This window comes from Flavobacterium sp. GW821-FHT12A05 (assembly GCF_058807735.1).
Map to the genome: position 1 here is coordinate 214,981 of NZ_JBXAQY010000006.1, position 13,774 is coordinate 228,754.

10 protein-coding genes are annotated in these 13,774 nt (G+C 34.9%); 5 read left to right on the top strand and 5 right to left on the bottom strand.

Annotated elements, in window-relative coordinates; translation table 11 throughout:
• Position 1: 1 nt before the first annotated feature.
• From AC1RRQ_RS15335 to AC1RRQ_RS15350, 4 genes are all read right to left on the bottom strand, one after another.
• On the bottom strand, positions 2 to 1,687 hold the full coding sequence (locus AC1RRQ_RS15335) for a sodium/sugar symporter (RefSeq protein WP_493023905.1): 1,686 nt from the start codon (positions 1,685 to 1,687) through the stop codon (positions 2 to 4).
• Positions 1,688 to 1,936: 249 nt separating this feature from the next.
• Positions 1,937 to 2,998 (bottom strand): UDP-glucose--hexose-1-phosphate uridylyltransferase, encoded by a 1,062-nt coding sequence (locus AC1RRQ_RS15340; protein ID WP_493023906.1) that lies wholly within the window; start codon positions 2,996 to 2,998, stop codon positions 1,937 to 1,939.
• A gap of 16 nt (positions 2,999 to 3,014) precedes the next feature.
• Positions 3,015 to 4,175 carry a galactokinase gene (gene galK / locus AC1RRQ_RS15345; protein ID WP_493023907.1) on the bottom strand — a complete coding sequence of 387 codons (1,161 nt, stop codon included), beginning with the start codon at positions 4,173 to 4,175 and terminating at the stop codon, positions 3,015 to 3,017.
• A gap of 24 nt (positions 4,176 to 4,199) precedes the next feature.
• The gene (locus tag AC1RRQ_RS15350) at positions 4,200 to 5,195 is read right to left on the bottom strand and encodes an aldose epimerase family protein (RefSeq protein WP_493023908.1); all 996 of its coding nucleotides are present in this window, start codon (positions 5,193 to 5,195) and stop codon (positions 4,200 to 4,202) included.
• A 161-nt stretch (positions 5,196 to 5,356) separates the two neighbouring features.
• On the opposite strand from AC1RRQ_RS15350, the gene AC1RRQ_RS15355 reads away from it, so the two are divergent.
• On the top strand, positions 5,357 to 6,355 hold the full coding sequence (locus AC1RRQ_RS15355; RefSeq protein WP_493023909.1) for a GntR family transcriptional regulator: 999 nt from the start codon (positions 5,357 to 5,359) through the stop codon (positions 6,353 to 6,355).
• Positions 6,356 to 6,660: 305 nt separating this feature from the next.
• Here the strand turns inward: AC1RRQ_RS15355 and AC1RRQ_RS15360 are convergent, their stop codons facing one another.
• Complete coding sequence (locus AC1RRQ_RS15360) at positions 6,661 to 7,350, bottom strand: NUDIX hydrolase (protein WP_493023910.1); 690 nt, start codon at positions 7,348 to 7,350, stop codon at positions 6,661 to 6,663.
• Positions 7,351 to 7,912: 562 nt separating this feature from the next.
• On the opposite strand from AC1RRQ_RS15360, the gene AC1RRQ_RS15365 reads away from it, so the two are divergent.
• The 4 genes from AC1RRQ_RS15365 to araA all read left to right on the top strand — a co-directional run bounded on the left by AC1RRQ_RS15365 (position 7,913) and on the right by araA (position 13,727).
• Positions 7,913 to 9,457 (top strand): alpha-N-arabinofuranosidase, encoded by a 1,545-nt coding sequence (locus tag AC1RRQ_RS15365; protein WP_493023911.1) that lies wholly within the window; start codon positions 7,913 to 7,915, stop codon positions 9,455 to 9,457.
• A gap of 247 nt (positions 9,458 to 9,704) precedes the next feature.
• Positions 9,705 to 11,396, top strand: a complete 1,692-nt coding sequence (locus AC1RRQ_RS15370) for a ribulokinase (RefSeq protein ID WP_493023912.1) — start codon at positions 9,705 to 9,707, stop codon at positions 11,394 to 11,396.
• Positions 11,380 to 12,081, top strand: coding sequence for an L-ribulose-5-phosphate 4-epimerase (locus AC1RRQ_RS15375; protein ID WP_493023913.1), 702 nt, complete (start codon positions 11,380 to 11,382; stop codon positions 12,079 to 12,081). Before AC1RRQ_RS15370 ends, AC1RRQ_RS15375 begins: the two co-directional genes overlap by 17 nt.
• 137 nt (positions 12,082 to 12,218) lie before the next feature.
• Positions 12,219 to 13,727, top strand: a complete 1,509-nt coding sequence (araA, locus tag AC1RRQ_RS15380) for an L-arabinose isomerase (protein WP_493023914.1) — start codon at positions 12,219 to 12,221, stop codon at positions 13,725 to 13,727.
• Positions 13,728 to 13,774: the final 47 nt, after the last annotated feature.

A 13,774-nucleotide genomic window follows, 5' to 3' on the forward strand; every position in this document is an offset into this window, starting at 1 on the left:
GTTACCAGAATTTAACGTATAATGCAACAATAATCAATAATGTAATTACGATTAAAACTGTCGTTTGTGGTTTTACTTTAAACATCTCAGCGTCAATTTCAAACGCTTTTGGATTCACTTTTGGTCCAGCGAAACTGATTGCAATCATTGCCAACATTGTAAAGAAGAATGATAATCCCATACAAATGTGGAATGGAATTTCGAATGCTCCTTTTCCGTTAGGATAAGCTGTATATAATAAGGTTTCGTTTCCAAATAACATTGGAGCATATTCGTTGAATAATACCGATAAAACAAATCCTAAAATTACCCCAACGATAGCGGCAGTTCCAGTTGTTCTTTTCCAGAACATACCAAGGAAGAACATGGCGAAAACACCCGGGCTGATAAATCCGGTATATTTTTGAATGTAAGTGAAACCGCCAACACCGCCAATACCAAGAATGTCATTCCATGTAAATAATACCGCCAAAAGCATTGCGGCAAAAACAGCGATTCGGCCAATGTTTACCTGCTGCTTTTCTCCAGCTTCTTTTTGAATGTATTTTTTATGAATATCTAAGGTATAAATGGTCGAAATACTGTTTACTTTTCCGGCCAATGACGCTACAATTGCAGCCGTTAATGCTGCTACCGAAAGTCCTTTTAATCCTGTAGGAAGGAAAGTCAATACAGCAGAATAAGCGCCGTCTTTTCCTCCAACTAATTGTGGTAAATGTCCTTCTTTAAATAAAACATAAGCCGCAATTCCAGGAAGCATTACAATTAAAGGCATTAATAATTTTAGCATACCAGCAAATAAAATTCCGGTACGGGCCGTTTGTAAATCGGCACCAAGAGCTCTTTGCGTAATGTATTGGTTACATCCCCAATAATTTAAGTTGATGATCCAGATACCGGCAAGGTAAGACATCAAACCAGGAAAAGTTAAATATTTGTCGATATCCAATTGAGATGAAGCCGCTGTTGGTTTAGGAATAATCATTTTAAAATGTTCCGGAGCTTCTTTCATTAAAACTTTAAAACCGGCAATTGCATTTTCGCCTACGCCAAAATATTGTCCAACAGTTGTTAAGGCGATATATGACGTTACTAATCCTCCAATAATTAATACCGCAACCTGAATAACATCTGTATAAGCTACAACCTTCATTCCTCCTAACGAAATAAATAGGGCAAAAACGGCAAGACCTACCATAATAACATGGAGATATTCTCCGCCTGCAAGTCCGTTAATAGCAACGGCCCCTAAATATAGGATAGAAGTTAAGTTTACAAAAACATATAAAAACAACCAGAAAACCGCCATAATTAAAGCAGTCGATTCATTATAACGTGTTTTTAAAAATTGAGGCATGGTGTAAATCTTATTTTTAAGATAAACAGGAATAAACCAAACCGCAACAATAATCAAGGCGATCGCCGCAATCCATTCATAGGCTGCTACTGCAATTCCTAAAAAGAAACCTTCACCGCTCATTCCGATGAATTGTTCTGCAGAAATATTTGAAGCAATTAAGGAAGCGCCAATGGCCCACCAGGTTAAATTTCCTTCAGCAAGAAAATAAGCTTTAGCATCTTGTTCGTCTTGTTTACGTTTTCGGTAAACGGTATAACCGTAGACAGAAACTACGATGAAATAAATAATAAAAACCGCATAATCTGCGAGGGAAAGGTTCTGGTTCATTGTTAATAGTCTTTTAGGTAATTAGTATAGGTGATTGTTTGTTTTAAGGTTGATAAAATGTTTATAGTTCCATATAATCTCTTTAAAAATAAAATATGTGTTTTTATTCTGTTATTTTTTTGTCAAAATAAGAATGAAAGTCAAATTTAAAATAAAAACTCAAAAATCCATCACATTAAATGTGTTATTTACATTTATAATAGGATTATTATGTGTTAAAGTTTAAAAAGAGATTCTTCTCCGTAAAATTTAGTTGATTTTTACAGCACTTTTATAATGTATAATTTCCTGTTGTCTTAAAATTTCGGCACTTTTTTCCGGAGTAATATCTCTTTGAGACTCTCCCAGCATTTCGTAACCCACCATGAATTTTTTTACGGTTGCCGAGCGAAGCAATGGCGGATAAAAATGCATGTGAAAATGCCATTCCGGATGATCAAAACCATCTGTTGGAGCCTGATGAATTCCTGATGAATATGGAAAAGAAGTGTTGAATAAATTATCGTATTTGATTGTTAACTGCTTTAAAATTTTAGCATAAGCGGTAACTTCTTCGGCATTAAAATCAGTAATTTTTTGAATAGCTCTTTTGCTTACAATCATGGTTTCGTAAGGCCAGATTGCCCAAAACGGAACTAAAGCCACAAAATGATCGTTTTCGATTACAACACGGCTTCCTACTCTCAATTCGGCCTGAACGTAATCTTCAAGAAGTGTTCTTTTGTTTTTATCGTAATACGCTTTTAAGCTGTTGTGTGTTTTTTCGACCTGAGTTGGAAGTGAAGACTGAGCCCAGATCTGTCCATGCGGATGCGGATTGCTGCAACCCATAACGCTGCCTTTATTTTCAAAAATCTGAACGTGATTAATGTATTTAATGCTTCCTAAATCAGCATATTCTTTCTGCCAGGTTTTAATAATGTTTTCAATATCAGAAACTTCCATTTCCGGAAGGGTTAAGTCGTGTCTTGGCGAAAAACAAACGACTCTTGAAATTCCCTGTTCAGGTTCGGCTTTAAAAAAGGTATGTTTGATGTCTTCTTCAAAAATAATTTCGTCTTGTTTAAGAGCAGCAAAATCATTGTCGAATACAAAACTGTTTTTATATCCGGGATTAATTTCTCCGTTTGCCCGAATATTTCCGGGGCATAAATAACAGTCGGGATCATGTTTTGGAAGTGTTTCTTCTGAAATCGTTTCGTTTTGTCCCTGCCAGGGACGTTTTGCACGATGAGGTGAAACTAAAACCCATTCATTAATTAAGGGATTAAAACGTCTGTGAGGATCTTCGTTAATGTCAAAATTTTTCATTGTGTTGCGTGTGGTATTAAAGTAATGTTGTTCCGTTCGAGATTTTTACATCATAAAATTTTAATTCAATCCCAAATGTATTTAAATAAAGATTTGAAAACTTACTTTTTACCTCATTTTCATGACCTTTTTTAATTAAATTTATGGTGCACCCACCAAAACCACCTCCCATTACACGAGAACCAATTATCGAATCATCTGCTTTTGCAGTATCTACAAGCATATCCAACTCATCGCAGCTTACCTCATACTCCTTAGATAAGCCATAATGAGTCTCAAAAAGTAATTGTCCTAAAAGTTCTATATTTCCTTGGTCAAGAGCCTCGCAGGCCTTTATTACGCGGTTAATTTCTTTTATAACAAAATGCACTCTTTTAAAAACCGTCGCATTCATTTTATCCTGAATGCTTAAAAGTTGTTCTTCAGAGCAGTCTCTAAAGCTTTTTATTTCCGGGAAATTATTTTTAATGATCGATAATCCCTGTTCGCATTCAATTCTGCGTGTGTTGTATTCAGATGTAAAAAGAGAATGCTTAACGTTGCTGTCGAATAAAACAAGCGAATAATCTTTAAAATCAGCCTTATGATATTCAAAATCCAGCGTATTGCAGTCCAGTTTTATTACTTTGTTTTCAAGGCCGTGAACGCTCGAAAACTGATCCATTATACCACAATTAATTCCAACCCAATGTTCTGCTTTTTGTCCTAATAATGCTATATTTTTTTTCTCAATTTTTAAATCAAAAAGGGCTGAAATTCCAAAAATCATCCCGCATTCTAAAGCTGCCGAAGACGATAATCCAGAACCAACGGGAATATTACTGCTGAAAACACAATTAAAACCTTCAAAATCAAATCCGTTATCCTGCAATTGTTTAATAACGCCTCGAATGTAATTGGTCCACACAACATCACTCAATTTAACTTCCTGAGTTAAATCGATTTCAAATTCTTCATTTAAATCGATCGCGAATATTTTTGATTTTTTTGAATTGCTTTTTTCAAATGCAAAACAAATTACTTTGTCAATTGCAGCCGGCAGCACATAACCATCATTATAATCAATATGTTCTCCAATTATATTAATTCGTCCTGGAGAAAGCACCACTTTTTCGGGTTTAGAACCAAATGTTTTTTCAAAAAAAGCAGTAGTATTTAGTATTAAGATGTCATTCATTATCGTGAAATTGGTTGGTCGTTTTTAGTTTATATTTTCGAATTTATAAACGGTTTTCTGAATATATTCTTCGCCCTTTTTTAAAACAGAATTTGGAAAATGAGGCTGATTTGGTGCATCAGGAAAATTTTGGGTCTCAAAACAAATACCGCTCGTTTTATGGTAAACTGCATTGTTTTTTCCTTTTAAAACATCAAAACAATTACCGCCAACATAAATATGTACGCTGGGCTGATTGGTATAAACGCTCATTTTTAAATTGTTTTTTGAGCTGAATAAAGCAGCAACAGCATTTTCGTTTTGATTAATAACAAAAGAATGATCGATTACAGAAGGACAATTTTGTGGTAATCTAAAATCGAATTTATGATTGTTGAGGTCAGTAAATTTTCCGGTTGGGATATTCTCGTGATTCGTTTCCAGTATATTATCAGCATCAACAAAAACCTTTTGATTTAAAACGTCGTTATAATGACCGTCAAGATTAAAATAACTGTGATGCGTTAAATTTATAATCGTATCTTCTGTAGAAACAGCTTTGTAATCTAATTGTAGTTCGTTGTCTTCGGTTAAAGTATAAGTCAAATCGACTTGTAATTCTCCCGGATAATTTTCGTCAAGATTTTGGCTTAAAAGACTAAAAGTAATCGAAGGATTTTCTTCGGAAGTTTGACGAGTAACATTCCAGATTTTCTTTCCAAAACCAGCATTTCCGCCGTGTAGAGCATTTCCATTATTATTTTTGGCAAGCTGATGTGTCTTTCCATTTAAAGTAAAAGTCCCTTTGCTGATTCTTCCCGCATAACGCCCAACGGTTGCACCAAAATAAGGCGCACTTGGCAGATAATAAGATTCTAAATAAGACGAAAGAGAATCGAAACCTAAAACAACATCAACAAGATTTCCGTTAGAAAGTGGAATTTCTAAAGAAGTTACAGTTGCTCCATAATTCATAATCTGAACTTTCATCCCTTTTTTATTGGACAATTCGAAAGAGAAAATCTCGATGTTGTCCGGCATAAAACCGAAAGATTTAGAATTGGAAGCTATCTTAAAATGTGATTTATGTTTTATTTCCATATAAAATTCACCAAATATGAATTTCAAAAATAAAAACATTCTCTATTTTTACATACCAGTACCTACCAGTTTTTGTATATTGCGCAAAAACATACTTTTTTATGAATATCATTTCGATTCAAAATAACATTGGTCTGCCAAAATATAAACAGATTATTCTTTCAGTAGAAAAAGCAATCGAAGACGAAAAATTGATAAAAGGCGACCGGCTTCCATCTGTAAATAAAGTCTGTCTGGCGTTTTCATTATCTCGAGATACCGTTTTGCTGGCGTATGATGAATTGAAAAAAAGAGGAATAATTTATGCCATTCCCGGAAAAGGATATTACGTTAAAAGCGTTGAAACTACTATAAAACAGAAGATTTTTTTACTTTTTGATGAGCTGAATATTTTTAAGGAAGACATTTATAATTCCTTTTTAAACAACATTGGCAAAAACGTTCAGGTTGATATTTTCTTTCATCATTTTAACAGCGCCGTTTTTCAGAAATTAATTACCGACAGTTTTGGCAATTATACCAAATACATTTTGATGCCCACAAATTTAAAAGATATTGTAGCATCTATAAAAACCCTACCAGTAGGTGATGTTATTATACTGGATCAGACCAATCCGGATTTGAAATCGTATCCTGCAATTTATCAAAACCACCAGAAAGATATTTTTGAAGGATTGCAAAAAGGAAAAGAAAGACTGAGTAAATACAAAAAACTGATTTTGATTTTCCCGGGATTTAGAGAACCGCTTGGAATGAAAATGGGTTTTGAAGATTTTTGTACCGAATATAATTTTGATTCTGAAATTATAACCGAATTTACCAACCGAGAAATTACTACAGGCGATTTGTACATCATACCTAACGATCGCGATTTGGTGCGGGTAATTGAAAATGCGAGAGATCAAAACCTAAAACTCGGAACTGATTTTGGCATTATATCGTATAATGAAACCCCATTGAAAAAAATCGCAGCAAACGGAATTACGACAATCTCGACGCACTTTGAAGTGATGGGAAAAATTCTGGCCGAAATGGTTCTGAAAGGTAAAAAAGAGCAAATAGAAAACAAATCGTCTTTGATTATTCGGAATTCTTTGTAATATCCAGATTGTAGAATTTTGTGATGCCGTTTGTTTACATTACAACAAAAAGATCTTTTGTTTAAAAAACCTGCGATTTATTAATAAAAAAAATAAAAATGCAATTACTTGTTTTTCAAGATTAATTTTGCTTACATTTGCAAATGTAAATTTTACACTTATTATTTGTTTCAGCAGTCAGTGTTCATAATGATGGCAGAAAACAGAGGTTAAAAATAGAATAAATTAATTTTGTTTATTTTTTTAATAGTAGTTTTTATTGAAGAAAAAACCCTGAAAGTTGTGGATTTCAGGGTTTTGTTTTTTTAGAGATTCAGTACAAAATCGTTAAGCAGTTTTTCTTCGTATTTTTCTTTATTAAAAGTATACAAATACGATCCTTTTCTAGACGACTGCATGTCTTTTTCTTCTAATTTATTCAAGATTTCGAGAGAATTTATTTTACTTATAAAGTTTCTCTTATCTAATTCTTTGCTCAAAATAGCTTCGTATAATTCTAAAAGCTGACGCATAGTAAATTTTTCCGGAAGCAATTCGAAACCAATTGGTTTTATCGAAGTTTTGTAACGAAGTCTTTTAATTGCATTTTGAACCATATCGTTATGGTCAAAAATTAAACTTGGCGCCTCGTTAATAGGGAACCATTCGGCGTGGTAATTTCTAATTAGTTCCGCATTATGATTTTCGATATTAATTAAAGCAAAATACGAAACCGAAATGGTTCTTTCAACCGGGTCACGATCAATTTCACTGTAAGCATACAACTGCTCCATATAAATATCGTTAAGACCCGTATAAGTATTTAAAATTCTAATAGCAGCATCATCTAAAACTTCATCGCGTTTTAGAAATCCTCCAATCAAAGACCATTTTCCTTTTTCAGGTTCAAAATCTCTTTTGATTAAAAGTATTTTTAGACCTTCACTGTCAAATCCAAAAATAATACAATCTACCGCTAGTAAAACCTTATCGGCAGAGCTATAACTGTTTAGCATATTCAATAATTTATTGGTAAAGATATAAACTTCCTAAATTGTTTCATAATTTATTAATGTAACTTTTACACTTATATAAAAATACTGATAAAAATAGGATGTTTTAACAAACGATTCCGATACATAAAAATAGAATATATTTTGTCCATTTCCTTTCTATTTTGATACCGAAATTAAGATCAAAGGTAAAAACATTTTCACAAGAGAATTGCTATAGACAATATTATTTTTTTTTCAAAATTTTGAAGCAGGAAGTATTGTTATAAAAAGTTGATTTTTTAATGTTTTTTGTAACATTTTTAGGTTTTCAACTTTTTGTTAAAACTTTTATTTGCGGGTAAAAGTGCGTTATTATTCATGAATTTTGAAGATGTATTACGAAATCTGTTTTTTGCAACCAGTTGTTTTGTTTTTTTTATTTGTTTTTAAGACTTTTTTTTGTTTAAATTTACAAATGTTAATGTGACACTTATTTTTTGTGAGTATCTATTAAAACAGAAACTAAAACTATCCAAATTATCTAACCAACTTGTTTTCCTGCATGTCAAAAACCACACAGGCTATGAAAAAAACGCTGCTATTACTATTTATTACACTTAGTATTCAAACCATTTCGGCACAGAAAGAAGCTATAATTCTTACCATAAAAAGCGATCCTGCTGCGCCCATTATCAATAAAAATATCTACGGGCATTTTGCCGAACATTTAGGACGTTGTATTTATGGCGGTTTTTTTGTTGGCGATACTTCAAAAATTCCAAATACCAACGGAGTTAGAAACGATGTCATTAAAGCGTTGAAAGATTTAAAGATTCCAAATTTAAGGTGGCCTGGCGGTTGTTTTGCTGATACATATCACTGGAAAGACGGAATTGGTCCAAAAGAACAAAGACCCACAATTGTAAACCAATGGTGGGGAGGTGTAACAGAAGACAATAGTTTTGGAACTCACGACTTTTTAAATCTTTGCGAAGTCTTAGGAGCAGAACCGTATTTGTCCGGAAATGTGGGAAGCGGAACAGTTCAGGAATTTGCCGATTGGGTTCAGTATGCCAATTTTGAGGGCAAGAGCCCAATGAGTGATTTGCGTAAAAAGAATGGAAGAAGTGAACCGTGGAAAGTTAAATTCTGGGGAATTGGAAATGAAGCCTGGGGTTGCGGCGGTAATATGACGGCAGAATATTATGCAAATGAGTACCTCAAGTTTGCCACTTTTATGGCTGACTGGAATAATACAGGCGGGGTAAATCGCATTGCTTCGGGAGCTAATAGCAGCGATTATAACTGGACCGAAGTTTTAATGAAAAACATTCCGCTTAATATGCTGGGCGGTGTTGGAGTACACCATTATTCTGTAATAGATTGGAATAAAAAAGGTGATGCCGTTAATTTTTCGGAAGAGCAATATTTTAAAACCATGAAAGAGGCTTTAAAAATGGAAGAATTAGTAACCAAGCACGCTGCTGTAATGGACAAATACGATCCTGAGAAAAAAGTCGCAATGGTTGTGGATGAATGGGGTGGCTGGTACGATGTAGAAAAAGACACAAATCCGGGATTTTTATATCAGCAAAATACGATTAGAGATGCTGTTTTAGCCGGAGCAACGCTTAATATTTTTAATAATCATGCAGACAGGGTTCGAATGGCAAATTTAGCGCAATGTGTAAACGTACTGCAAGCCGTAATCCTGACCGATAAAACCAAAATGATTTTAACGCCAACTTATCACGTTATGCAACTGTACAATGTGCATCAGGATGCGAAACTTCTTCCTTTAAGTTTTAATTCGCCATTGTATACTTTTAAAGATCAAACGCTTCCGGCAGTTTCGGCTTCGGCTTCAAAAGATAAAAACGGTGCCGTACATATTTCATTAGTAAATATTGATGCAAAAAATAAACATAAAATCGAAATTGATACAAAGGATTTAGGTGTAAAAAATTTCACAGCCCAAATTATTACTTCTTCGAAATTACAGGATTATAATTCTTTCGAGAATCCAGATAAAATTAGTCCGGTAACTTTTAAGGATTTTGACTCTAAAAAAGGAAAATTAGAAATCAATTTACCGCCATTTTCAGTTTTGGTTTTAGAAGGAAAATAAGTTTAAAAAGAAAAAAATCAGATAAAATAGAATTAAAAAAGCAGGTTATATTTTACAGTTTTAAATCAGAAGTTGAAATAATCGCAACAGAATAAATGTTTTGAATACATTTATTTTTTCTTTTCGTCTTAAAAAGCTGTTTTAGTGCAACATCTGCAAAAAAATACTGACGCTTTTTTATTAAGTGTTTTTTGTACACTTATAAGTATTTATAAGTATATTTGTCACCATTAAAAATAAATTTCGAATGAAAAATTATGTCATAGGATTAGACTACGGAACAGATTCTGTTCGTGCGGTTCTTATAGATACCGAAAATGGGCAGGAATTGGCATCCAATGTTTCTCATTATAAAAGATGGAAAAATAAGCAGTATTGCGACGCTTCCATCAATCAATTTCGTCAGCATCCTTTAGATCATATTGAAGGATTAGAAATTACGATACAAACGGTTATCAAAGAAAGCAAAGTCGATCCAAAATTGGTACGAGGAATTTGTATTGATACAACAGGATCTTCTCCGGTTCCGGTTACTAAAGAAGGGATTCCGCTGGCTTTGACTAAAGGTTTTGAAGAAAATCCAAATGCGATGATGGTGTTGTGGAAAGATCATACGGCAATAAATGAAGCAAACGAAATCAACGAACTGGCGGTAAGCTGGGGTGGAGAAGATGTAACGAAATATGTTGGCGGTATTTATTCATCAGAATGGTTTTGGGCAAAAATCCTGCATGTTGCAAGACAAGATGAAGCTGTTAGAAAAGCGGCACACACCTGGATGGAGCATTGCGATTTAATGACCTATTTGTTAATTGAAGAAAAAGATTTAAAAACTTTTAAAAGAAGCCGTTGCGCAGCGGGCCACAAAGCCATGTGGCACACAGACTGGAACGGATTACCGCCAGTTGAATTCTTAGAAAAATTACATCCGTATTTAGCACAGCTTCGCGGCAATTTATACGATGAAACGTATACATCAGATCTATCAGCAGGAAATTTAAGCAAAGAATGGGCAGATCGTTTAGGACTTTCTACAGAAACAATTGTAGCCGTTGGAACTTTTGATGCACATTCTGGAGCTGTTGGAGCTAAAATCGAAGAAAACACTTTGGTTCGCGTTATGGGAACTTCAACTTGTGATATTCTGGTTGGTTCTTATGATGAAGTAGGAACCAAAACCGTTCGCGGCATCTGCGGACAAGTAGATGGTTCGGTTATCCCGGGCTTTATTGGTCTAGAAGCAGGACAATCTGCTTTTGGCGATTTATTGGCTTGGTACAAAGAACTATTGCTTTGGCCGACAGATCATTTATTGGATTCTTCAAGTGTTTTAAATGACGCACAAAAGGAACAATTAAGAGAAGAATTCAGCGATAAACTAATTGTGGAATTAACAAAAGAAGCCGAGAAAATTCCGGTTTCAGAAAGTCTTCCAATTGCGTTGGACTGGATTAACGGGCGCAGAACTCCAGATGCCAATCAGGAATTAAAAAGCGCAATTTCAAATCTTTCTTTGGGAACAAAAGCGCCTCATATTTTTAAAGCTTTGGTAAACGCAATTTGTTTTGGAGCGAAGAAAATTGTAGATCGTTTTGAAGAAGAAGGTGTAAAAATTGACAGCGTAATCGGAATTGGCGGTGTTGCCCGCAAATCTCCTTTTATCATGCAGACTTTGGCGAATGTTTTAAACAAGCCAATTAAAATTGCAGCTTCGGACCAAACTCCGGCTTTGGGCGCCGCAATTTATGCAGCCGTTGCAGCCGGAATTTATCCAAATGTAATCGAAGCAAGCCAGAAAATAGGAAGCGATTTCGACGGAGAATATTTCCCTCAGACAGATAAAGTGGAAGCCTATCATAAACTGCTTTTAGGATATGAAAAACTAAGTGCTTTTGCAGATCCAAACCTTAAAATTTCGCAGCATGAGTTCTCTTTATAAAGATTTAAAACAAGAATGTTACGAAGCCAATATGCAGTTAAATGCATTGAATTTGGTGGTATATACTTTTGGAAATGTAAGTGCCGTGGATAGAAAAAATGGTGTTTTTGCCATTAAACCAAGCGGTGTTCCTTACGAAGATTTAAAACCCGAAGATATCGTAATTGTTGATTTTGATAATAATGTAATCGAAGGAACAATGCGTCCGTCATCTGACACTAAAACGCATGCTTATTTATATAAACACTGGCCAAATATTGGCGGCGTTGCGCATACACACGCGACTTATTCAGTGGCTTGGGCGCAGTCGCAAAGAGATATTCCAATTTTTGGAACCACACACGCCGATCATTTGACGGCAGACATTCCGTGCGCACCGCCAATGGCAGATTCTCTTATCGAAGGAAACTACGAACACAATACCGGAATTCAGATTCTGGATTGTTTCGAAGAAAAAAATCTTTCTTATGAAGAAGTAGAAATGATTCTGATAGGAAATCACGGCCCATTTGCCTGGGGGAAAAACGCAGCTAAAGCAGTTTACAACAGTAAAGTTCTGGAAGTAGTGGCCGAAATGGCGTATTTGACTTTACAAATAAACCCAAACGCACCCAAATTAAAAGACTCATTAATAAAGAAACATTACAATCGTAAACACGGAAAAGATTCGTATTACGGGCAGTAGTGATTTTAGATTTTAGAGTGCAGATTTTAGATTAAAGAAAATAGAATAAAGAACAAAGAGAAAAGATTTTCGTTAATCGTGAATTTTTAGATAAAGAAAAACGATTTGACGATTAAACAAATAAACGATTGAACATAATGATAGATATATCTCAAAAAGAAGTATGGTTTGTAGTAGGAAGCCAGGAATTATACGGTGAAGAAACACTTAGAAAAGTAGCAGAACATTCGCAGATAATTGCAAAAGGATTAGACGCATCATCTAATATTCCGGTAAAAGTGGTTTATAAAGATGTGGTGAAATCGCCTTCGCAGATTTTAGATGTTTGTCTGGCGGCGAATTCGGCTAAAAACTGTATCGGAATTATCGCTTGGATGCACACTTTTTCACCGGCAAAAATGTGGATTGGCGGTTTAAATATCCTTAAAAAACCATTATGTCATTTACATACACAATATAATGCCGAAATTCCGTGGGGATCTATTGACATGGATTTCATGAACCTGAATCAATCCGCTCACGGAGATCGTGAATTTGGTTTCATTATGTCAAGATTACGTAAAAAACGTAAAGTGGTTGTTGGACATTGGGAAGATGAAAGAGTTCAAAAACAATTAGGAATCTGGTCAAGAGTTGTTCTTGGATGGGATGAACTTCAAAACCTAAAAGTGGCTCGTATTGGAGACAATATGCGTGAAGTTGCCGTAACAGAAGGGGACAAAGTGGAAGCGCAGATTCGTTTTGGAGTTTCGGTAAACGGATATGATTCTTCGGATGTTACCAAACATATTGAAAAAGTAACAGACAAAGAACTCAACGATTTATTAGCGGTTTACGAACAATCATACACTTTAACGGATTCTTTAAAAGAAGGCGGTGCGCAAAGAAGTTCTTTGGTTGAAGCTGCAAAAATCGAATTAGGATTAAGAGCTTTCCTTGAAGAAGGAGGTTTCGGCGCTTTTACAGATACATTTGAAAACCTCGGTGTTTGGAGACAATTGCCGGGAATCGCAACGCAAAGATTAATGGCAGATGGTTATGGTTTTGGCGGTGAAGGAGACTGGAAAACAGCTGCAATGGTAAGGGCTTTAAAAGTAATGAATATTGGTTTGGAAGGCGGAACTTCTTTCATGGAAGATTATACGTATCATTTCACACCTCAAAAATCGTATGTTTTAGGATCTCACATGTTAGAGATTTGTCCGTCTATTGCCGATGGAAAACCGTCTTGTGAAGTGCATCCGTTAGGAATTGGAGGAAAAGAAGATCCGGCTCGTTTGGTATTCAATTCGCCTGCAGGAGATGCGATCAATGTTTCTTTGGTTGATATGGGAACTCGTTTCCGTTTAATTGTTAACGAAGTTGAAGCGGTTAAACCAATGACTGAATTGCCAAAATTACCGGTTGCCAGAGTTTTATGGGATTGTAAACCAAATTTAGAAGTTGCAGCAACGGCTTGGATTTTAGCTGGTGGAGCGCATCACACGGTTTACAGCCAATCATTGACAACTGAATACATGGAAGATTTCGCAGATATTGCCGGAATCGAATTGTTGGTTATTGATGAAAAAACTACAGTAAGAGAGTTTAAAGATAAGATTAATGCGAATGAAGCTTATTTTCATTTGTTTCAGCATGGATTGTAATTTGAGGGACTAAGATACTAAGGCGCTAAGATTCTAAGATTTTTTGT